Source organism: Spirillospora sp. NPDC048823 (assembly GCF_043198445.1).
Taxonomy (GTDB): Bacteria; Actinomycetota; Actinomycetes; order Streptosporangiales; family Streptosporangiaceae; genus Spirillospora.
The window spans coordinates 1-20,612 of the sequence record NZ_JBICUT010000024.1; the positions used below are offsets into that span (position 1 = coordinate 1).

Consider the following 20,612-nt stretch of genomic DNA (forward strand, 5'->3'; position numbering starts at 1 on the left):
GCCAGGATCAAACTCTCCATTAAGGCCACACGACCAACCAGAAAACAGAGGCGAACCCCCACAACCCGGCCGACCAAACCTTGGAAAACAATCCCGGCAATGAACCCAAAGGGTTCTTTGCCTCAAAGAAATCCCCACCACCCCAAAAAAAGGGGCGGCCACGGGGCGGCCCAGCCAAAAATGACCGAACCGATAAAGGCACTGGCTTTTAACACGCTGTTGAGTTCTCAAGAAACGGACACCCACCGCGCCGGACCCGCTTCCGCGTGTCCCGCCTCGGGGCAACCACTCCAGCCTACCCGATCCGTCCCGTTCATCCAACTTTGGGCGGTTCGCCCCTATACGTCCATTTCAGGCGAGACAGGTGTCCACCCGATGGGTTCGTAGAGGGTTCCCCTCGGGGCAAGGCCGCCTGCCGGCGTCCCGCTCCCCTGTGGGGCGTGTAGAACATTAGATCCGGCCGCCCGGGGCGTCAAATCGGCCTCGGCGAGCCCGAAACCCCAGTTCAGCCATGGTTTTCAAGACTCAAATCATGCCCGGGGATGCGTCCTCGTAACCGCACTGTGACGTGTATTTGCCGAAGTTTGCCCTCGCCATGGCGACCGTCCACCCGGACGACCCGGGCGGACGGTCGCCGGCGGTTCAGGACGCGGTCACTTCGACGCCGCCCACGTTGCGCTTGCCGCGTCGCAGGACGAGGAAGCGGCCGTGGAGGAGGTCGGCGGCCGCCGGTGCGGCGTCCTCCGACTCGACCTTGGCGTTGTTGAGGTAGGCGCCGCCCTGGGCGATCGCGCGGCGCGCCTCGGACTTGCTCTTGCACAGGCCGGACGCCGCCAGAAGATCCACCACGGTCGGCAGCTCCCCGGGAGGGAGTTCCGTGCGGGGCACCTCGGCGAGCGCGGCCTGCAGGGTCCGTTCGTCCAGCTCCTCAAGGGCGCCCTGACCGAACAGGGCGCGGGAGGCGGCCATGACCCGGACGGTCTCGTCCGCGCCGTGGAGGAGCGTGGTCATCTCCTCGGCGAGCGCTCGCTGCGGGGCGCGGGCGGCGGGACGGTCGGCGCCCTGCTTGATCAGGTCCTCGATCTCCTCCCGGGGACGGAAGCTGAAGACCTTGAGGTAGTTCTCCACGTCCCGGTCGTCGGCGTTGACCCAGAACTGGTAGAACGCGTACGGCGAGGTCAGCTCGGGGTCGAGCCAGTAGGTCTCGCCGCCCGCGGTCTTGCCGAACTTGGAGCCGTCCGCCTTGGTGAGCAGCGGTGTGGTCAGCGCGTGCGCGCTGCCGCCCTCGACGCGGCGGATCAGGTCGGCGCCCGCGGTCAGGTTGCCCCACTGGTCGCTGCCGCCCGTCTGCAGCCGGCACCCGTACCGCCGGTACAGCTCCAGGAAGTCCATCGACTGGAGCAGGACGTAGCTGAACTCGGTGTAGCTCATGCCGGTGCTGTCGAGACGGGCCTTGACCGTCTCGCGGGCCAGCATCCGGTTGACGGGGAAGTGCTTGCCGACGTCGCGCAGGAACTCGATGGCCGTCATGGGGCCGGTCCAGTCCAGGTTGCTGACCATCGTCGCGCCCGTCGGGCCCTCATCGAAGTCGAGGAACTTCGACACCTGGCCGCGGATCCGCTCGACCCAGCCGGCGACGGTCTCCTCGGAGTTCAGGACGCGTTCGGCGCTCTTGCCGCTCGGGTCGCCGATGAGGCCGGTGGCGCCGCCGACGAGTCCCAGGGGCCGGTGCCCCGCCTGCTGGAAGCGCCGCAGCACGAGGATCTGGATCAGGTTGCCGAGGTGCAGCGAAGGGGCCGTCGGGTCGAAACCGCAATAGAGCGTGACCGGTCCCGCGGCGAGCAGCGCCCGCAGTTCGTCCAGATCGGTGGACTGCGCGATCAGGCCGCGCCACGCGAGATCGTCCAGGATGTCGGTCACGGTCTCCCTCGTCTCCGGCTTGCTGTCCGTTCGCCCACCGGATTGCCCGGCGGGCATATGTCACGCCAACGATATTCAACGCCCGCCCCGGGTGGCGGCGAGCGGGAACGACCGGGCCGCGCGGCCGGCTCAGTCGTCCGCGGTGATCTTCTTCCGCTGCCGCGGGACGTGCGGCCGGTAGGGGGAGACGGTGGGGTCGCCGTCGAGCCAGAAGCGCCACGGGACCTCCTTGGCGCCGCTCACCCCGGTGCGCGGACCCGTTCTGATGAGGTCGCGGCCGGCGGGTTCACCCGGATGGACGGTCAGCGGCCCCCCGGGCGCGCAGACGTCGAGGCCGTTCTGCTCGCGGGCGATGCCGAGCGCCTGGCAGAGGCGGGCGGGGCCCCGGGCCAGGTCGCGGACGGTGGAGCGCGCGCGGCGGGCCCGCGCCGTCTCCTCCCCCGCGATGATCTCGCCCGCGCGGAGCAGCACCGCCATGGACGTCCCGTCCGGCCCGCACACGAGGTTCATGCAGAAATGCATGCCGTAGGTGAAGTAGACGTAGACGTGGCCGGGCGGCCCGAACATCACGGCGTTGCGCGCCGTCTTCCCCCGGTAGGCGTGGGACGCGGGGTCCAAGGGGCCCGCGTACGCCTCGACCTCGGTGAGCCTGACCGCGACCTCGCCCTCGGGCGTGCGGTGCCTGAGCACCTGCCCGAGAAGCGAGGGCGCCACCTCGTCGACCGGGCGGTCGAAGAAGTCCCGTGGCAGCAACGCTCCGCTCATCGCCTCACCTTATGGCGGCCCATGGCCGCCCTTGACCGAACCCGTGGATCACCCTGGAGCGGTAGGCGGGTCAGGAGTCGGCGCCGCTGGCCCAGGCGGCGTGCTCGTCGACCTGGGTGCGCAGCGCGCCGATCTGCTCGCGGACGCGTTCGGGGGCGGTGCCGCCGTACGCCTTCCGCGACGCCAGGGCGCCCTTGACGTTGAGGACTTCACGGACGTCCGGCGTCAGGTGCGGCGACACCTTGCCGAGTTCCTCGTCGGTCAGGTCGTCGAAGTCCTTGTCGTTGACCTGGCACCAGACGACGAGGTGCCCGACGACCTCGTGGGCGTCGCGGAACGCCACGCCGCGGCGGACGAGGAGTTCGGCGAGGTCGGTGGCGAGCGCGAAGCCGTCCGGTGCGAGGGCCTCCAGGCGCTCGGTGTTGACCCGCATGGTCGCGATCAGCCCGGACATGGCGGGCAGGACGAGCAGCAGCGTCTCGACGGCGTCGAACGCGCCCTCCTTGTCCTCCTGCAGGTCGCGGTTGTAGGTGAGGGGCAGGCCCTTGAGGGTGGTGAGGAGACCGACGAGGTGGCCGATGAGGCGGCCGGCCTTGCCGCGCGCCAGCTCGGCGACGTCGGGGTTCTTCTTCTGCGGCATGATCGACGACCCGGTGGCGTAGGTGTCGTCCATCTCGATCCAGCGGAACTCCTGCGACGCCCAGAGGCAGATCTCCTCGCCGAGGCGCGACAGGTGGACGCCGATCAGCGCGGCGGCGAAGAGGAACTCGGCGACGAAGTCGCGGTCGGCGACGGCGTCCATGGAGTTGGGCGCGGCGGCGTCGAAGCCGAGTTCGGCGGCGGTGGCCTGCGGGTCCAGCGGCAGGGACGAGCCGGCGAGGGCGCCGGAGCCGAGCGGGGAGATCGCGGCGCGCTTGTCCCAGTCGCGGAGGCGCTCGACGTCGCGGGTGAGGGGCTGGACGTGCGCGAGGAGCTGGTGGGAGAACAGCACGGGCTGCGCGTGCTGGAGGTGGGTCATGCCGGGCGCGGCGACGCCGAGGTTGTGCTCGGCCTGCGCGATCAGCGCGGTCTCCAGCTCCACCAGGCGGGAGACGATCTGGCGGGCGTGGTCGCGCAGGTAGAGGCGCAGGTCCGTGGCGACCTGGTCGTTGCGGCTGCGGCCGGCGCGCAGCTTGCCGCCGAGGGCGCCGAGCCGCTCCAGCAGGCCGCGTTCGAGGGCGGTATGGACGTCCTCGTCGGCGACGGCGGGACGGAACTCACCGGTCCGGCACGCCTCCTCGAGGTCGTCCAGGGCACCGAGCATGCGGGTCAGCTCGTCGTCGGTGAGCAGCCCCGCCCGGTTGAGGACGCGGGCGTGCGCGCGCGAGCCCATCAGGTCGTAGGGGGCGAGCCGCCAGTCGAACTGGACGCTCACCGAGAGCCGCGCGAGCGCGTCCGACGGGCCGCCCTCGAACCGGCCGCCCCACAGCCGTGTCGGTGCCTTGGTCACAGAGATTCCTTTTCTTCCCACCGCTGAACGTCGTCTTCCATCTCACCACGCCGGAACGTGTGCGCACGGCATGGGACGCCGCGTGCGCGGCGTCCCACACACACGGCCCCACACACGCGGCGTCCCCACGGTACTGCCGCGTCCCGTCGCCGGGGCCGCCTCAGACGTCCCGGTCCCGCTTCGCGGCGATCTTGCTGGGGAGGCTCCACAGTTCGACGAAGCCCTTGGCGAGACTCTGGTCGAAGGTGTCGCCGGTGTCGTAGGTGGCGAGGTCGTGGCTGTAGAGGGACGCGTCGCTGCGCCGGCCGGTGACGACGGCGCGGCCGCCGTGCAGGGTCAGCCGGACGTCGCCGGACACGTGCTTCTGCGCGTCGGCGATGAACGCGTCCAGGGAGTCCTTCAGCGGCGAGAACCACAGGCCGTCGTAGACGAGCTCGCCCCACCGCTGGTCGACGGACCGCTTGAAGCGGGCGAGGTCGCGTTCGACGGTGACGTTCTCCAGTTCCATGTGCGCGGCGATGAGCGCGATCCCGGCGGGCGCCTCGTAGACCTCGCGGCTCTTGATGCCGACGAGCCGGTCCTCGACCATGTCGATGCGTCCGACGCCCTGGGCGCCGGCGCGCCGGTTCAGCTCGGCGATGACCTGGTACGGGGTGAGCGGGCGGCCGTCGAGCGCGACGGGCACGCCGGCGGCGAAGGTGATGACGACCTCGTCGGCCTCGCGCGGCTCCGCGGGGTCGGCGGTGTAGTCGTAGACGTCCTCGATGGGCCCGTTCCAGATGTCCTCCAGGAACCCGGTCTCGACGGCCCGGCCCCACAGGTTCTGGTCGATGGAGTACGGGGACTTGGCGGACACGTCGATGGGCAGGCCCTTGTCCTCGGCGAACGCGATCGCCTTGTCCCGCGTCCAGGCGAAGTCGCGGGCGGGCGCGATGACCTTCAGGTCGGGGTTGAGGGCGGACAGGCCCGCCTCGAAGCGGACCTGGTCGTTGCCCTTGCCGGTGCAGCCGTGCGAGACGGTGGTGCCGCCGAACTCGCGGGCGGCCGACACCAGGTGCTTGACGATCAGCGGCCGGGACAGCGCGGACACCAGCGGGTAGCGGTCCATGTAGAGGGCGTTGGCCTGCATGGCGGGGACGCAGAAGTCCGCGGCGAACTCCTCCTTGGCGTCCACGACGACGGCCTCGGCCGCGCCGCAGGCGAGTGCCCGCTTGCGGATGGTGTCGAGGTCCTCGCCGCCCTGGCCGACGTCGACGGCCACCGCGATGACCTCCCCGCCGGTCTGCTCGGCGAGGAACGGGATGGCGACGGAGGTGTCCAGGCCCCCGGAGTACGCGAGTACGACGCGCTCGCTCATGGTCTTGTCTCCTGTGCGAAGTGTGAGTGTGTGAAGTTTCGGTGTTCTGGCTGGGACCGGGCCGGGCGGCCCTAGCTTCGTCGTTCGCGTCCGTTGGTCAGCCGCAGGAGCGCCTCCGCGACGCCGTCCCCGCCGTGCGGGTCGCGGGCGATGACGAGGATGGAGTCGTCGCCCGCGACGGTCCCGAGGATCGTCGGCCATTCGGCGTGGTCGATCGCCGAGGCCAGGTACTGCGCGGCCCCCGGCGGGGTCCGCACCATGACCAGGTTGGCCGACGCCTCGGCCGAGACGAGCAGCTCCGCGGCGAGCCGGGAGAGCCGTCCGGTGAAGGTCTCGGCGGTGCCCGTGCGGGCCCGCCGGATCCGCTCGCCGCCCTCTCCGGGGACGGCGTAGATCAGGCTGCCGTCGTCGGCGCGCAGTTTCACCGCGCCGATGTCGACCAGGTCGCGCGACAGCGTGGCCTGGGTGACGTCGACGCCCTCGTCCGCGAGGAGCTTGGCGAGCTCGCCCTGCGAGTGGACGGGGTGCCGCGTCAGCAGCTCGATCACCCGGGCGTGCCGGGCGGCCTTGGTCATGGGGGTCGTCACCGGGACCGCTCCAGCAGCCAGACGAGCAGCGCCTTCTGGGCGTGCAGCCGGTTCTCCGCCTCGTCCCACACCCGGCTCCGCGGCCCGTCGAGGACGGACGCGGCGATCTCCTTGCCGCGGTAGGCGGGCAGGCAGTGCAGGACGATCGCGTCGGCGGCGGCGAGGGCGAGCAGGTCCTCGGTCACGGCGTACGGCTCGTAGAGCGAGGTGTCCTTGCCGTCCTGCCCCATCGACACCCAGGTGTCGGTGGCGAGGACGTCGGCCCCGGCGGCGGCCTCGCCGGCGTCGTCGGTGACGGTCACGGACCCGCCGGTCGAGGCGGCGATCTCGGTGGCGCGGGCGACGACGGCCGGGTCGGGAGGCAGGGACGCCGGGGCGCCGATCCGGACGTGCATCCCGGCGGTCGCGCCGCCGAGGAGGTAGGAGTGGGCCATGTTGTTGGCGCCGTCGCCGAAGTAGGCGAGGGCGGCGCCCGCGAGGCCGCCCTTGGCCTCCCGGACGGTCTGCAGGTCGGCGAGGACCTGGCAGGGGTGGAACTCGTCGGTGAGGGCGTTGACGACGGGGACGGTGGTGCCGTCCGCCATCTCGTCGATGCGCCGCTGCCCGGCCGTCCGCCACACGATGGCGCCGACCTGGCGTTCCAGGACGCGGGCGGTGTCGGCGATGGGCTCGCCGCGGCCGAGCTGGCTCGTTCCCGCGTCCATGACGAGGGGGTTGCCGCCCAGTTCGGCGATGCCGACGGTGAACGAGATCCGGGTCCGGGTGGACGGCTTGTCGAACAGGACCGCGACGGACCGCGGACCCTCCAGGGGCCGGAACCCGAACCGGTCCTTCTTGACCCGGGCGGCCAGGTCGAGGACCTCGGCCTGCTCGGCGGGAGTGAGGTCGTCGTCGCGCAGGAAGTGCCTTGTCATGGCCGGCTCCGTCATGGTCGGTCCCCCTGTCCCGGGGAGGCGGCGTCGAGGATCGCGGGGAACGCGGCGGTGAACGACCGCGCCTGCCCGGCGGTGAGGATGAGCGGCGGCGCGATCCGCAGCGCGTCCGGCTGGAGCGCGTTGACGAGGAAGCCGGCGTCGCGGGCGGCGGCCTCCGCGGCGGGGGCGTGCGGCCCGGTGAGGACGACGCCCCGCCAGAGCCCGCGGCCCCGCACCCCGGCGAGCAGCGGATGGTCGATGGCGTCGAGGCCGGCGGTGAGGGTCTCCCCCACCGCGATCGCGTTGGCGAGCAGGCCGTTCTTCTCGATCGTGGTGAGGACGGCGAGGGCGGCGGCGGCGCCGACGGGGTTCCCTCCGAACGTGCTGCCGTGGTCGCCCTTCGCGAACAGGGCGCCGTGCGGGCCGAACGCGACGCACGCGCCGATCGGCAGGCCCCCGCCGAGGCCCTTGGCGAGCGTGATCACGTCCGGTCTGGCGTTCTCGTGCTCGAACGCGAACCACGTGCCGGTCCTGCCGATCGCGGACTGGATCTCGTCGGCGACGAACAGCGCGCCCGTGGCGTCGCAGATCTCGCGGACGGCGGCGAAGTACCCGTCCGGCGGCGGGACGACCCCGGCCTCGCCCTGCGTGGGCTCCAGGAAGACCGCCGCGCAGTCCTCGTCCACCGCGTCCTTCAGAGCAGCGGCGTCACCGTAGGGGACGAACCGGACGTCGATCCCGAACGGGCCGAACGGCTCCCGGATCGACGCCTTGCCCGTCAGGGACAGCGCCCCCAGGGTCCGGCCGTGGAAGCCGTTCTCCGCCGCGACGACGTACGGCCGCCCGTTCGCCTTGCCGTACTTGATGGCGAGTTTGAGCGCGCACTCGTTGGCCTCGGTGCCGCTGTTGGCGAGGAACACCCTGCCGTCGCCGCCCAGCAGCTCCAGCAGCCGCTCGGCGAGCAGCACCTCCGGTTCGTGCAGGAACAGGTTGGACGAATGCGCCAGCGTCGCGACCTGCGCCGACACCGCCTCGACGAGGGCGGGGTGGCCGTGCCCGAGCGAGGTGACCGCGATCCCGGCGATCAGGTCGAGGTACTCGCGGCCGTCGGCGTCCCACACCCGGCAGCCCTCACCGCGCGCCAGCGCCACCGGCGGGACGCCGTAGTTCGGCATGAACGCGGCCTCGAACCGCTCCCTGAGCTCGGCACCGGTCATGACGCCTCCTCCGCGGGGGCGCCCGGGAGGCTCGGCAGCACCATCGTTCCGATCCCTTCGTCGGTGAAGATCTCCAGCAGCAGCGAGTGCAGGACGCGGCCGTCCAGGACGTGGGCCTGCGGGACGCCGCCGCGCACGGCCGTCAGGCACGCCTCCATCTTGGGGACCATCCCCGCCGACAGCTCCGGCAAAAGTACGGCCAGCTCATCGGTGGTGAGGCTGTCGATCACGTCGTCGCTGCCGGGCCAGTCGGCGTACAGGCCCTCGACGTCGGTCAGCACGACCAGTTTCGCCGCGTCCAGCGCGACGGCCAGCGCGGCGGCGGCCGTGTCGGCGTTGACGTTGTAGACCTCGCCCCCGTCGCCGCGCGCGATGCTGGAGATCACCGGGACCCGGCCGTCGTCCAGCAGCGCGCGGACGGCGCCGACCTGCACCTCGACGATCTCGCCGACCTGGCCGATGTCGACGGGCGCGCCGTCCACCACCGCGTGCTTGCGCTCGGCGGTGAACAGGTTCGCGTCCTCGCCGGACATGCCGACCGCGAACGGCCCGTGCCGGTTGATCAGCCCGACGACGTCCCGCTGAACCTGGCCGGTCAGCACCATCCGGACGACCTCCATGGCCTCCGGCGTGGTCACCCGCAGCCCGGCGGTGAACGTCGAGTCGATGCCGTTGCGGGCCAGCGCCGCGTTGATCTGCGGGCCGCCGCCGTGCACGATCACCGGCTTCAGCCCGGCGTAGCGCAGGAACACGATGTCCTCGGCGAACGAGTGCCGCAGCGCTTCGTCCGTCATCGCGTGCCCGCCGTACTTGATCACGACGGTCTTGCCGTGGAACCGCTCCAGCCACGGCAGCGCCTTGATCAGCGTCTCGGCCTTGGACAGGACGCCGGCCCTGTTCTGGCGCATCTCCGCGCCGGAGGTGATGGCGCTCATGTCGAGTACGCCGAGTTCTCGTGGACGTAGTCGGCCGTGAGGTCGGTCGTCCAGACGGTCGCGCTGTGCGGGCCCGCCGCGAGGTCGACGGTGATCGTCACGTCGCGGGGGCGCAGGTCGACCTTGTCGCGGTCGTCGCCGACCGAGCCGTTCCGGCACACCCACACGCCGTTGATCGCGACGTTGAGGTGGTCCGGCTCGAACACCGCGTCGGTGGTGCCGGCCGCCGCCAGCACCCGGCCCCAGTTCGGGTCCTCGCCGTGGATGGCGCACTTGAGCAGGTTGTTGCGGGCGATGGAGCGTCCGACGGTGACCGCGTCGCCGCCGGACGCGGCGCCGACGACCTCGATCGCGATGGCCTTGGACGCGCCCTCGGCGTCCACGAGGAGCTGCCGGGTGAGGTCGCCGCACACGTCGGTGAGCAGAGCGGTGAACTCCTCCTCGTCCGGGGTGGTCCCGGCGGCGCCGGAGGCCAGCAGCAGGACGGTGTCGTTGGTGGACATGCAGCCGTCGGAGTCGAGCCGGTCGAGGGTGACCGAGGTGGCCGCCCGCAGCGCCCGGTCCAGCGTCTCCGCGGGCAGGTCGGCGTCGGTGGTGATGACGCAGAGCATGGTGGCCAGGGACGGGGCGAGCATGCCGGCGCCCTTCGCCATCGCGCCGATCATGTAGCCGCCGGCGCCCTGCCGGAAGGAGATCTTGGCGACGGTGTCGGTGGTGCGGATCGCGTCGGCGGCGGCGAGGCCGCCGTCCCCGCGCGACAGTTCGGCGGCGGCCTTGTCGACGCCGGGCAGCAGCAGGTCCATCGGAAGCCGCTCGCCGATGAGGCCGGTGGAGCAGACCGCCACCTCGCCGGCCGAGTCGTCCAGGAGCCCGGCGACCTTCTCGGCGGTGGCGTGGGCGTCCTGGAATCCGGGGGCGCCGGTGCAGGCGTTGGCGCCGCCGGCGTTCAGCACGACGGCGTGGACGCGGCCGCCTTTGAGCACCTGCTCCGACCACAGGACGGGCGCGGCCTTCACGCGGTTGCGGGTGAAGACGCCGGCCGCGGCGCGCGACGGCCCGTCGTTGACGACGAGGGCCAGGTCGCGGTTCCCGCTGTCCTTGAGTCCGGCGACGACGCCGGCGGCGCGGAAGCCCCGGGGGGCGGTGACGCTCAAGGGGACACTCCGATCGTGGTGAGCCCGAGTTCTTCCGGGAGGCCGAGGGCGATGTTGGCGCTCTGCACCGCTCCGCCCGCGGTTCCCTTGGCGAGGTTGTCGACGGCCGCGACCACGACGATGCGCCCGGCGTCCTCGTCGAGGACGGCCTGGACGAGGACGGTGTTCGCGCCGAGGGTCATGGACGTGGCGGGCCACCGGCCCTCGGGCAGCAGCCCGAGGAACGGCTCGCCCGCGTACGCCTCGTCATAGGCGGCGCGCACGGCCGCGGCGGTCACGCCGGGGCGGGCCTTGGCCGTGCAGGTGGCGAGGATGCCGCGGCTCATCGGCGCGAGCGTCGGGGTGAACGACACCGTGACCGGCTCTCCCGCGACCGCGCTCAGGTTCTGGATCATCTCGGGTGTATGCCTATGCGCGCCGCCGGCGGCGTACGCGGAGACCGAGCCCATGACCTCGCTGCCCAGCAGGTGCGGTTTGAGTGCCCGGCCGGCGCCGGAGGTGCCGGACGCGGCGACCACGACGGCGTCGGGTTCGGCGAGCCCGGCGGCGAACGCCGGGAACAGCGCGAGGGTGACCGCCGTCGGGTAGCAGCCGGGGACGGCGACGCGCTTGGCGGAGCGCAGCACGTCCCGCTGCCCGGGCAGTTCGGGGAGCCCGTAGGGCCAGGTGCCCGCGTGGGGCGTCCCGTAGAACTTCTCCCAGTGGGCCGGGTCGGTGAGCCGGTGGTCGGCGCCGCAGTCGATGACCAGCACGTCCTCGCCGATCTGCTCGGCGATCTCCGCGGATCTGCCGTGCGGCAGCGCCAGGAACACGACGTCGTGGCCGGCGAGCGCGGCGGGGGTGGTCTCGGCCAGGACGCGCCCGGCCAGAGATCGCAGGTGGGGCTGGTGCGCGCCCAGTTCGGTGCCCGCGTTGGAGCCCGCCGTCAGCGCGCCGATCTCGAACTCTGGATGTCCCGCGAGGATGCGCAGCAGCTCGCCGCCCGCGTAACCGCTGGCGCCGGCGACCGCCGTCCGGATTCCCATGTCCACTCTGCCCTTCGGAAGCAATAGGCAAGAGTATGCATGAGGTCGGATTTCTATTCAACACTGGCACCCCCTCTTCCCACCTGCTGAGACGAGTGCCGTACCGGGACGACCGGGTCAGCGGCGGGCGCCGGGGCCCGTGATGCGGACGTCGCCGCGGGTGGTCACCACGAAGACCTGCCAGTTGTAGTAGGCGTAGTAGGCGCGCGGGTCCTCCCTCATCCGGCGCGCGTGCCGCTGCACCGCCTCGACGTAGAGCGGGGTCGGGTTGTAGGCGTGGAGCGCCTGCCGGTAATCGTCCGGTGCACCGGAGGACTTCAGGTAGTTGGCGGCGCCCATCACCGCGTCGCGCGGGTCGCGGATGTCGCCGTCCATCCCGTACTGCCGCCAGGTGGCGGGCATGAACTGCATGGGCCCCTGCGCACCCGCCCAGCTCGGCGACCTCACCCGCCCGTACTTCGTCTCCACCAGCATGATCGCGGCCAGGACCTGCCAGTCGACGCCGAACCGCTTCCCGGCGTCCTCGAAGTGCTTCAGCAGCACACCGGCCGGCGGCGGCTCCTCGGTGCGGAACTTGCCGAGGTCGTCCGCCGGCTTCGCCAGCTCGAGCAGTTTGCGGACGGCCGTCACGTCGTCGCGCGTTTGACCGGCGACCGCCTCCGGCAGCCGCGCCACCGTACGCCGTTCGAGGCCGCGGTCCTTGGCCAGCACCCGGTAGAGCCGCTGCTGCCGCAGGGCCAGGTGGACGACCGCGGCGGGCGGCCCGGTCCGGCGCGGGTCGCCGCGCAGCCACTCGTCCACGGCGGGGCCGAGGGCCCGGTGCGTCCGGTTCAGGTCCTCGGCCAGCCCCCGCGGGTCCTTCGCGAGCGTGCCGTTGGGCTCGGGAAGGGGCGATGCCGACGGGGACGCGCCTCGCGGCGCGGGCGTCCGCTCGCGCCCGCCGTCTCCTCCTCCGCCGCATCCGGCGGCGGCCAGGACCAGGGCGGCGGCCAGGGCGCCGGATCGCCGTTTCGACATCCAGATCATTCAGGCGACGATGCCCATCCCGGGGACGGCGGTCAACACCCGGCTCGAGGACGAGGGACCGTCAACCAAGGTTGACATTCCCTCTGTCAACTTACATTGACATCATGGATCACAGGTATTTAGATGCCTAAAGATTTGCTCTCTAACCATCGGCCATCTAACATCCTCGCCATGGAGAACCTCGGCTTCCATGACCTGAAGGCCTTCCCGTCCATGGAGGAGTGGCCGATCGGCCGGCTGTTCGGCCTGGCCTCACGGCTGTCCGGCCCCGCCGTGTGGCGGATCATCGAGAGGCACGGCATCAGCCCGACCGGGTTCTTCCTGCTGCGGCTGCTCATCGTCGAGGACGGGATGCGTCCCGGAGAGGTCGCCAAGCGGCTCCTCGTCACCCCGGCGACCGTCACCTCGGTGGCCGACACGCTGGAGCGCAACGGACACGTCAGGCGTGAGCGCTCCTACCGGGACCGGCGCGGCGTGATGCTGCGCATCACCGACTCCGGCCGGCGGCTGCTCGCCGAGAAGTCCCAGCCCATCGGCAAGGACCTGGCCCGGCTCTACGACGTCGTGGACGAGGGCGACGAGGCGGCCGTCCGCAGGTTCCTGCTCAACCTGATCAAGCAGTTCGAGACCCACCCCCACGAAGAGGAAGCGGAGGGAGACGGCGCATGACCGAACCCCCGGAAGCCGCCGTTCGCACGGTCGGGCTGGAGAAGACCTATCCCGCCTCCGGGCCGCGCCCCGAGGTGCCCGCCGTCCAGGGCATCGACCTGGACGTCCCGCGCGGCGGGACCAGCTGAAGGCCGGCGCGGGCGCCGACACGGTCATCACCGTGGCCTACGACGCCGCGGTCCCGGAGCGGATCCGGGCCCTCGCCGACCGGGCCGGCATCAGCAAGGTCGAGATCAACGACGGCCAGGTGCGCGTGTTCGCCGCCGAACCCGACGGGCTGCTCGGCGAGCTGGTCACGATCGGCTCCAGGGCCGCCCCCGCCGTGCTCGCCCCGCCGCCCCCGGCGCGCGCGACACTCCCCCGAACGTTCGCCGCGATGATGGCGCGCGAAGCACGGGTCATGCGCAAGAACTTCCTGTCGACGTTCGTCCGGGTGCTGGTGCAGCCGGTCATGTTCGTCTTCGTGTTCGCCTACGTCCTGCCGAAGCTCGGCGGCGGCGCGATGGCCGGCGGTACCGGCGGGCCGACGTTCGCGCACATGCCGGTGTGGGCGTTCCTGCTGGCCATCGTCGGCGGGACGGTCCTGCTGACGTGGGCCGCGACCCGCACCTTCACCAAGCGCGTCCTGCCCTAGCGCTTCCCGACCCGGTCCTTCCCGACCTAGCGCTTCCCGACCTGAGAAGGAGCGGAGCCCGGGGGTTTTGCCATCCCCCGGGCCCCTGGGTTACCGCCCAATTCGCACGCCGGCACATGGATGGACGCGGATCAGTCTCAGACCGTCGCGCGTTTCCATTACGCCATCGCCCCATGAGCGGGGCGAGCCGGACTCGAACCGGCATCTCGACGGTTTCCGTCCACGTCCGTGTGATCCGGCGATCGGCGGTGAATGCTGAGTCTGGAGCGAGAATCTGAGTTTGAGCGGGCGGCTGCCTCTACCGGTTGGGCCACCCCGGCACGCGTGCCGGGGGCGGGATTCGAACCCGCACTGACGCTCACCCTGATCAGCTTCGGCTTCAGCTTCAGCTTGCGCTCCTCGCGCACCCCCCGCGCCACGGCGGGGGGATCCTATTGAGTTGTGCCGGACGGTCCCGTCCGGTCAGGCGAACAGGTAGCCGAAGACCGCCTCGCCGACACGCTGGTCGGTGACCTCGGTCCCGTTGGCCTCCTCGCGGGCGAACTTGACCGCGTCCTGCAGCCTCTCCACGCGGCCGAGCAGCTCGTTGACCCGCCTGGCCGGGAGCGCGCCGGAGAACTTCACCGTCGTCCACGTGCCGACGGCGATGTCCTCGTAGTACACCTCCACCTGGGCGGGGTGGTTCTCGGTCGCCTCCGCCTTCACATGGTTGCGCGGGACCTTCTTGGTCTTCACGGTGCGGACGGCCTCGGTCCGCCACACGTCGGTGGACGGGTCGAACGTCCACGTCTCGGCGGCGTCCAGCACCGGCAGCTTCTTGACGAAGGTGTGCAGGTCCTTGAGCTGCTTCTCCAGGAAGAGCAGGTAGGAGACCGGCACGTCGCGCAGGAGCGTCGTGCCGTCCACCGTCACGTCGGCGCGGGCGGTGCAGTTGGCCCAGTCCTTGGTGGCGGTGACGTCGAACAGCCGCGTCAGCGAGCCCGTCACGTCCCGCAGGACGTCGTCGACCTGGACCTGGACCCGGGTGGACTCGGCCGGCAGCTGCTCTCCCTCCTCGTCCTTCGGCTGGTAGGTCCGCGAGATCCCCGACAGAAGCGGAGCCTTCTGGACCGAATGATGCGCGGCGGTCAGGTCCTGGAAGGACTTGCTCTTCACGCCCTTCTCGACCGCGATGATCTGATTGAGCTTCGTCGGCACCCCGTTCACTCCCCTCGATGCGAGCATGACGGTAACAGGCAACTGATCGCGATATCACCGCATTTTCCTTACATCGGGTCGACCTCGGTCAGGCCCGTGGTGCGGTCCATGCGCAGCCACCGGGTCATGTCGAGCGTGCGCAGGAACGGCACGTCGTGGCTGACCACGATGAGCGCGCCCTCGTAGGCCGCGAGAGCCTGGGCGAGCTGCGCGGCGCTCGCGATGTCGAGGTTGTTCGTCGGCTCGTCCAGCATCAGAAGCTGCGGGGCCGGCTCGGCGAGCAGCAGCGACGCCAGCACGGCGCGGAACCGCTCGCCGCCCGACAGCGTCCCGGCCCGCTGCTCGGCGCGCGCGCCGCGGAACAGGAACCGCGCCAGCCCGGCCCGGACGTCGTTCACCGGGGCGGATGGCGCGGCGGCCCGGACGTTGCCGAGCACGCTCAGGTCCTCGTCGAGGACGTCGAGCCGCTGCGGCAGGTACCGGACCCCGTCCACACCGATCCTGACGACCGCTCCGTCCGGGACGCGGTCGCCGGTGAGCGCCCGGAGCAGGGTGGTCTTGCCCGACCCGTTCGGGCCGGTCAGCGCGATCCGCTCCGGTCCCCGGACGATGAGCTCCGTCAGGGTGGCGGGCTCCGGTTCCGGTGCGGCGAGGCCGGTCACGGCCGCGACCGTCCGCCCGGCCGGCACCCGCGTGGCGGGCAGTTCGATCCGGATCCCGGCGTCCTCGCGGACCGCCTCCTCCGCGTCGGTGAGGCGGGTGCGTGCGTCGGCGAGGCGCTCTTCGTGCATGATGCGGTGCTTGCCCGCGGACTCCTGCGCCTGCCGCTTGCGCGCCCCCATGATGATCTTCGGCTCGCGCTTCTGCTCGTACATCTTGTTGCCGTAGCGCTTGCGGCGGGCGAGCTTGACGTGCGCCTCCTCCAGTTCGCGTTTCTGCCGCCGCAGGTCGGTCTCGGCGGCCCGGACCGTCCGCTGCGCGGCCTCCCTCTCCACCGCGAGCAGCTCCTCGTAGGCGGACAGGCCGCCGCCGAACGACCGGATCGCGCCGTCGCGCAGGTCGGCGATCTCATCGACGCGGTCGAGCAACTCCCGGTCGTGGCTGACGACGACCAGCACGCCCGTCCAGGACTCCACCGCGTCGTACAGGCGGTGCCGCGCGTCCAGGTCGAGGTTGTTGGTCGGCTCGTCCAGCAGCAGGACGTCCGGGCGGGCGAGGAACCGCGCCGCGAGCCCGACCATCACCGCCTCGCCGCCCGACAGCGCCGGGACGGCGCGGTCCAGGCCGAGGTGGTCGAGGCCGAGGCGGTCGAGCTCGGCGCGGGCGCGTTCCTCGACGTCCCAGCCGTCACCGACGGCGGTGAAGTTCTCCTCGGTGGCCTCGCCGCGCTCGATGGCGTGCAGAGCGGCGCGGGTCCCGCTGATGCCGAGCAGGTCCGAGACCGTGGCCGCGCCGTCGAGGACGAGGTTCTGCGGCAGGTGGCCGATCTCCCCCTCGACGCTCACGGTCCCCGATCCGGGACGCAGCTCCCCGGCGATGATCTTCAGGAGGGTGGACTTGCCGGAGCCGTTGACGCCGATCAGCCCGGTCCGGCGGGTACCGAACGCGGCGTCCAAGCCGTCCAGGACGACGGTGCCGTCGGCCCATGCGAACGACAGGTCCGAACACACGATGGCAGAAGACATAAAGGTGGCCTCCATGGGTGATGAGCAGGTGCGGAACACATGGAGACACCGCGGGAACGCGCAACGCGCCGACGGGCACGAGAAAGCCCGGCGGGATGAGAGCCCACACTGAGGTCACGTACGCGGGCCGGTGGACGGCCACTGCGCGGTGTCGGACCTCAGATCCTCAATGGACTCCCCTGCCGGGCGGCGATGTGACGCGGTCGAGACTACCCGATCCACTATCGCAACACAAGTAGCGTTAAGAGATTTCCCGGTGGACTCACCCCCGGGCCGCCCGGCATCCGGCTCGTGTCCGCCGTCCGCCGCGGCGGACGCCTCGACCACGCGGGCTGAGACACGGACGTGCCCCGGACCCGCGGCGGGTCCGGGGCACGTCCGCGGATGTCAGGCGCCTCGGAGGACGGCGCCGGTGCGGTCGGACGCGGCCGCCACGGCGGCGGCGCGGGCCTGCGACGCCTCCTCGGCGGTGAGGGTGCGGTCCGACGCGCGGAACCGCAGGGAGTAGGCCAGGGACTTGCGGCCCTCGCCGACCTGCTCACCGGTGTAGACGTCGAACAGCCGGATCGCCTCCAGCAGGTCGCCGGCGCCGTCGCGCAGCGCCGACTCCACCTCGGCGGCGGCGACCGAGGAGTCGACGGTCAGCGCGACGTCCTGGGTGGCGACCGGGTAGCTCGACACGTGCGGCGCGCGGACGGCCGCGGGATCGCCCAGGCGGCGCAGCTCCAGCTCCATCGCGCACGACCGCGCGGGAAGCCCGTACGCCTTGGTGACCCGCGGGTGCAGCTCACCGGCGTGCCCGACGAGGATGTCGCCGGCGTAGAGCGCGGCGCAGCGGCCCGGGTGCCAGGGCGCGTGCCGGTCCGCCTTGACCGTCAGCTCGACGCCGACCTCGCGGGCCACGGTGCGGGCCGCCTCGATCGCGTCCGCCCACAGCGCCGGACGGCCCTCGCCCCACCAGCCGGAGGGCTCGCGGTCGCCGGACATGACGACGCCCACCCGGTACGGCTGGTCGGGCAGCGCCGCCTCCAGCTCCGCCAGCTCACCGGCCGTCGGGCCGCGGTCCACGGGGAGGCGCGGCGCCCGCTCCGGCGCGTCCGGGTTCGGCCGGAACACCACGCCCAGCTCGTACAGGGCGGTGTCGCCGAAGCCGCGTCCCACGTTGAGCGCCAGCGCCTTCAGCAGGCCCGGCAGAAGCGTGGTGCGCAGCAGCGGCTCCTGCTCCGACATCGGGTTCGCGAGACGCAGCATGCGGCGGCGGGCGTCGCCGGCGGGGAGCTGGAGGCCGTCCAAATCCTTCTCCGCGACGAACGGGAACGTCAGCGCCTCGACGTGGCCGGCGCCGGCGAGCGCGCGTCCCACCCGGCGGCGCAGCCGCTGCTGGGCGGTCAGGCCCTTGCCCGCGACCGGACGCGGCGCCCGGGCCGGGATGTCCTCGTACCCCTCCAGCCGGATGACCTCTTCGGCGAGGTCGTTCGGGTCGGTGAGGTCCGGGCGCCAGGACGGCGGCGTCACCGTCAGGGTCTCGTCCCCCTCGACGGTGCAGCCGACCTGCTCCAGCCGCCGGACCACCGCGTCCCGCCCGTAGGTCACGCCCGCGACCCGGTCGGGGTGGCCCGCGGCCATCGTGACGGTGACCGGCTCGACCGGCGCCTCCGCGTGGGTGACGCCGGGCACCATCTCCGCGCCGCCGAGCTCGGCGAGCATCCGCGCCGCCCGGTAGGAGGCATGCAGCGGCAGCTCGCGGTCGACGCCGCGCTCGAACCGGTAGGACGCCTCGCTGTGCAGCCGGTGCCGGCGGCTCATCCGGGCGGTGCCGATGTCGTCGAAGTGCGCGGCCTCGATGACCATGTCGGACGACCGCTCGCCGATCTCGGTGGCGAGCCCGCCCATCGTGCCGGCCATCGAGATCGGCCCCGACTCGTCGGTGATGAGGATGTCCTCGGGGTCCAGGGTCCGCTTGACGTGGTCGAGCGTCTCCAGCTGCTCGCCGGGCGCGGCGCGCCGCACCACGATCGGGCCGGTGAGCGCGCCCCGGTCGAAGGCGTGCAGCGGCTGACCGAGCTCCAGCATCAGGTAGTTGGTGACGTCCACGGCCAGCGACACCGGGCGCATCCCGGCGCGGTGCAGGCGGACCCGCATCCACATCGGGGTCTGCGCGTCCGGGTCGAGGCCGCGCACCTCCCGCAGCACGAACCGGTCGCAGGCGGTGGGGTCGGCGATGCTCGCCGGGTACGCACCGCCCGAACCGGTTTCGGGAGGCGGCTCCACGCCGGCCGGGTCCTTGAACGGGACACCGTAGGCGGTGGCGGCCTCCCGGGCGATGCCGCGGATCGACAGCGCGTACCCGCGGTCGGGGGTGACGGCGATGTCGAGGACGTCGTCGCGCAGCCCGAGCAGCTCGATCGCGTCGGCGCCGACGGGCGCGTCCGGCGGCAGGACGAGGATGCCGCTGTGGTCGTCGCCGATGCCGAGTTCGCTGACCGAGCAGATCATGCCCTCGGAGACCTTGCCGTAGGTCTTGCGGGCGCCGATCTCGAACCCGCCGGGCAGCACGCCGCCCGGGAGGATGACCGCGACCCGGTCGCCGGCCGCGAAGTTGGTGGCGCCGCACACGATGTTCTGCGGGTCGCCGGTGCCGTTGGCGTCGCCGACGTCGACCTGACAGTAGCGGATCGGCTTCTTGAAGCCGGTCAGCTCCTCGACCGCCAGGACCTCGCCGACGACGAGCGGGCCGGTGATGTCGGCACCGGCGCGCTCGACGGTCTCGACCTCCAGGCCCGCCGCGATCAGCTCGGCGGCCAGCGCGCGGCCGTCGACGCCGGCCGGCAGTTCGACGTACTCGCGCAGCCAGGAAAGCGGGGCCCGCATCAGATCTCCGTCCCGAACGGGAGGGTGAACCGGACGTCGCCCTCCACCATGTCGTACATGTCCTCCACGCCGTGCCGGAACATCAGCGTCCTCTCGACGCCCAGCCCGAACGCCCAGCCGCTGTAGCGGTCCGGGTCGATGTCGCAGGCCACCAGCACCCGCGGGTTGACCATGCCGCACCCGCCCAGCTCGATCCAGCCTTCCGAGCTGCAGGTGCGGCACGCGTCGGCGCCCGGCTCGGCGGACGCGCCCCGGCACACGAAGCACTGCATGTCGACCTCGGCCGACGGCTCGGTGAACGGGAAGTACGACGGCCGGAACCGCGTCTTCAGCCCCGCGCCGAACATCCCGGTGACGAAGGCGTCGATGCCGCCGCGCAGGTCGGCCATGGTCAGGCCCTCGTCGACGGCGAGACCTTCGAGCTGGTGGAAGACGGGGCTGTGGGTGGCGTCCAGCTCGTCGGTGCGGAACGTGCGCCCGGGCACCACCACGTACACCGGGAGGTCACGGGACAGCAGCGCCCTGATCTGCACCGGCGAGGTGTGCGTCCGCAGCACCAGCCCGGTCTCCTCCGACCCGACGAAGAACGTGTCCTGCATCGTGCGGGCGGGGTGGTCGGGCTTGAAGTTGAGCGCGTCGAAGTTGAACCACTCCGCCTCGACCTCGGGGCCCTCGGCGATCTCGAAGCCCATCGAGACGAAGACGTCGGCCATCCGCTCCTGCATGGTGGTCAGCGGATGCCGGGCGCCGCGGGGGGCACGGTCCCACGGCAGCGTGACGTCGACGGTCTCCTCGACGAGGACGCGCTGGTCGCGCTCCTCCTCCAGTTCGGCCTGGCGCTCCTTCAGCGCCGTGGACACCGCGCCGCGGGCGGCGCCGATGCGCTTGCCGGCGTCGGCGCGGGCGGCGGGCGGCAGCGCGCCGATCTCGCGGTTGGCGAGGGCCAGCGGGGAACGGTCCCCGGCGTGCGACAGGCGGACCTGCTTCAGCGCGTCGAGGTCGGCGGCGGCGGCGATGGCGTCGAGGGCCTCGTCGCGGACGCGGTCCAGCTCTTCGGGCTGCAACGCGGACACCTCGACAGGGTCATAGGACTTGTTGGGTGCAGACATGGTGGTGTGATCGACTCCGGTCGGCGTGGGACGCCCGCAGTCTAGTGCGCGGGCGGTG

18 protein-coding genes and 1 tRNA gene are annotated in these 20,612 nt (G+C 72.0%); 3 read left to right on the forward strand and 16 right to left on the reverse strand.

Features of this window, described 5'->3' with window-relative positions:
- Positions 1–642 precede the first annotated feature (642 nt).
- The 11 genes from tyrS to ACGFK0_RS35490 all read right to left on the reverse strand — a co-directional run bounded on the left by tyrS (position 643) and on the right by ACGFK0_RS35490 (position 12,380).
- Positions 643–1,920, reverse strand: a complete 1,278-nt coding sequence (gene tyrS, locus ACGFK0_RS35440; protein WP_392912895.1) for a tyrosine--tRNA ligase — start codon at positions 1,918–1,920, stop codon at positions 643–645.
- A gap of 129 nt (positions 1,921–2,049) precedes the next feature.
- Complete coding sequence (locus ACGFK0_RS35445) at positions 2,050–2,685, reverse strand: DNA-3-methyladenine glycosylase (RefSeq protein ID WP_392912896.1); 636 nt, start codon at positions 2,683–2,685, stop codon at positions 2,050–2,052.
- Positions 2,686–2,755: 70 nt separating this feature from the next.
- Positions 2,756–4,174: an argininosuccinate lyase gene (argH, locus tag ACGFK0_RS35450; protein ID WP_392912897.1), complete on the reverse strand. Its 1,419-nt coding sequence runs from the start codon at positions 4,172–4,174 to the stop codon at positions 2,756–2,758.
- Between the two features lie 160 nt (positions 4,175–4,334).
- Positions 4,335–5,531: an argininosuccinate synthase gene (locus ACGFK0_RS35455; RefSeq protein WP_392912899.1), complete on the reverse strand. Its 1,197-nt coding sequence runs from the start codon at positions 5,529–5,531 to the stop codon at positions 4,335–4,337.
- A gap of 71 nt (positions 5,532–5,602) precedes the next feature.
- Entirely contained in the window at positions 5,603–6,106 is a 504-nt protein-coding gene (locus tag ACGFK0_RS35460; protein ID WP_392912979.1) for an arginine repressor, read from the reverse strand.
- Between the two features lie 8 nt (positions 6,107–6,114).
- Complete coding sequence (gene argF, locus ACGFK0_RS35465) at positions 6,115–7,032, reverse strand: ornithine carbamoyltransferase (RefSeq protein ID WP_392912900.1); 918 nt, start codon at positions 7,030–7,032, stop codon at positions 6,115–6,117.
- 11 nt (positions 7,033–7,043) lie between these two features.
- On the reverse strand, positions 7,044–8,249 hold the full coding sequence (locus ACGFK0_RS35470) for an acetylornithine transaminase (RefSeq protein ID WP_392912901.1): 1,206 nt from the start codon (positions 8,247–8,249) through the stop codon (positions 7,044–7,046).
- Entirely contained in the window at positions 8,246–9,157 is a 912-nt protein-coding gene (gene argB, locus ACGFK0_RS35475; protein WP_392912980.1) for an acetylglutamate kinase, read from the reverse strand. Before argB ends, ACGFK0_RS35470 begins: the two co-directional genes overlap by 4 nt.
- Positions 9,158–9,180: 23 nt before the next feature.
- Complete coding sequence (gene argJ, locus ACGFK0_RS35480; protein WP_392912903.1) at positions 9,181–10,338, reverse strand: bifunctional glutamate N-acetyltransferase/amino-acid acetyltransferase ArgJ; 1,158 nt, start codon at positions 10,336–10,338, stop codon at positions 9,181–9,183.
- Positions 10,335–11,363 carry an N-acetyl-gamma-glutamyl-phosphate reductase gene (argC, locus tag ACGFK0_RS35485; protein WP_392912981.1) on the reverse strand — a complete coding sequence of 343 codons (1,029 nt, stop codon included), beginning with the start codon at positions 11,361–11,363 and terminating at the stop codon, positions 10,335–10,337. The genes argJ and argC overlap by 4 nt, the downstream gene beginning before the upstream one ends.
- 117 nt (positions 11,364–11,480) lie before the next feature.
- The gene (locus tag ACGFK0_RS35490) at positions 11,481–12,380 is read right to left on the reverse strand and encodes a lytic murein transglycosylase (protein WP_392912904.1); all 900 of its coding nucleotides are present in this window, start codon (positions 12,378–12,380) and stop codon (positions 11,481–11,483) included.
- A gap of 180 nt (positions 12,381–12,560) precedes the next feature.
- On the opposite strand from ACGFK0_RS35490, the gene ACGFK0_RS35495 reads away from it, so the two are divergent.
- From ACGFK0_RS35495 to ACGFK0_RS35505, 3 genes are read left to right on the forward strand one after another with little or no spacing between them, the layout of a single operon-like run.
- Complete coding sequence (locus ACGFK0_RS35495; protein WP_392912905.1) at positions 12,561–13,058, forward strand: MarR family winged helix-turn-helix transcriptional regulator; 498 nt, start codon at positions 12,561–12,563, stop codon at positions 13,056–13,058.
- On the forward strand, positions 13,055–13,186 hold the full coding sequence (locus tag ACGFK0_RS35500) for a hypothetical protein (protein WP_392912906.1): 132 nt from the start codon (positions 13,055–13,057) through the stop codon (positions 13,184–13,186). Before ACGFK0_RS35495 ends, ACGFK0_RS35500 begins: the two co-directional genes overlap by 4 nt.
- A 32-nt stretch (positions 13,187–13,218) precedes the next feature.
- Positions 13,219–13,692, forward strand: coding sequence for a hypothetical protein (locus tag ACGFK0_RS35505; RefSeq protein ID WP_392912907.1), 474 nt, complete (start codon positions 13,219–13,221; stop codon positions 13,690–13,692).
- Positions 13,693–13,870: 178 nt separating this feature from the next.
- Here the strand turns inward: ACGFK0_RS35505 and ACGFK0_RS35510 are convergent.
- The 5 genes from ACGFK0_RS35510 to pheS form a co-directional block, all read right to left on the reverse strand.
- Positions 13,871–14,009: transfer RNA gene (locus ACGFK0_RS35510), tRNA-OTHER, on the reverse strand.
- 145 nt (positions 14,010–14,154) lie between these two features.
- Positions 14,155–14,889 carry a hypothetical protein gene (locus tag ACGFK0_RS35515; RefSeq protein ID WP_392912908.1) on the reverse strand — a complete coding sequence of 245 codons (735 nt, stop codon included), beginning with the start codon at positions 14,887–14,889 and terminating at the stop codon, positions 14,155–14,157.
- A gap of 68 nt (positions 14,890–14,957) precedes the next feature.
- Complete coding sequence (locus tag ACGFK0_RS35520; protein WP_392912909.1) at positions 14,958–16,574, reverse strand: ABC-F family ATP-binding cassette domain-containing protein; 1,617 nt, start codon at positions 16,572–16,574, stop codon at positions 14,958–14,960.
- A gap of 387 nt (positions 16,575–16,961) precedes the next feature.
- A complete protein-coding gene (pheT, locus tag ACGFK0_RS35525; RefSeq protein ID WP_392912910.1) occupies positions 16,962–19,445 on the reverse strand; it encodes a phenylalanine--tRNA ligase subunit beta in 2,484 nt (827 codons plus the stop codon).
- Positions 19,445–20,554: a phenylalanine--tRNA ligase subunit alpha gene (pheS, locus tag ACGFK0_RS35530; protein ID WP_392912911.1), complete on the reverse strand. Its 1,110-nt coding sequence runs from the start codon at positions 20,552–20,554 to the stop codon at positions 19,445–19,447. The genes pheT and pheS overlap by 1 nt, the downstream gene beginning before the upstream one ends.
- Positions 20,555–20,612: the final 58 nt, after the last annotated feature.

Bases quoted from the DNA above. Each gene is read 5' to 3' on its own strand.
- ACGFK0_RS35445 (WP_392912896.1), bottom strand. From the start codon at position 2,685: ATGAGCGGAGCGTTGCTGCCACGGGACTTCTTCGACCGCCCGGTCGAC.
- ACGFK0_RS35455 (WP_392912899.1), bottom strand. From the start codon at position 5,531: ATGAGCGAGCGCGTCGTACTCGCGTACTCCGGGGGCCTGGACACCTCC.
- ACGFK0_RS35460 (WP_392912979.1), bottom strand. From the start codon at position 6,106: ATGACCAAGGCCGCCCGGCACGCCCGGGTGATCGAGCTGCTGACGCGG.
- argF (WP_392912900.1), bottom strand. From the start codon at position 7,032: ATGACAAGGCACTTCCTGCGCGACGACGACCTCACTCCCGCCGAGCAG.
- ACGFK0_RS35470 (WP_392912901.1), bottom strand. From the start codon at position 8,249: ATGACCGGTGCCGAGCTCAGGGAGCGGTTCGAGGCCGCGTTCATGCCG.
- argB (WP_392912980.1), bottom strand. From the start codon at position 9,157: ATGCGCCAGAACAGGGCCGGCGTCCTGTCCAAGGCCGAGACGCTGATC.
- argC (WP_392912981.1), bottom strand. From the start codon at position 11,363: ATGGGAATCCGGACGGCGGTCGCCGGCGCCAGCGGTTACGCGGGCGGC.
- ACGFK0_RS35490 (WP_392912904.1), bottom strand. From the start codon at position 12,380: ATGTCGAAACGGCGATCCGGCGCCCTGGCCGCCGCCCTGGTCCTGGCC.
- ACGFK0_RS35495 (WP_392912905.1), top strand. From the start codon at position 12,561: ATGGAGAACCTCGGCTTCCATGACCTGAAGGCCTTCCCGTCCATGGAG.
- ACGFK0_RS35500 (WP_392912906.1), top strand. From the start codon at position 13,055: ATGACCGAACCCCCGGAAGCCGCCGTTCGCACGGTCGGGCTGGAGAAG.
- ACGFK0_RS35520 (WP_392912909.1), bottom strand. From the start codon at position 16,574: ATGTCTTCTGCCATCGTGTGTTCGGACCTGTCGTTCGCATGGGCCGAC.
- pheT (WP_392912910.1), bottom strand. From the start codon at position 19,445: ATGCGGGCCCCGCTTTCCTGGCTGCGCGAGTACGTCGAACTGCCGGCC.
- pheS (WP_392912911.1), bottom strand. From the start codon at position 20,554: ATGTCTGCACCCAACAAGTCCTATGACCCTGTCGAGGTGTCCGCGTTG.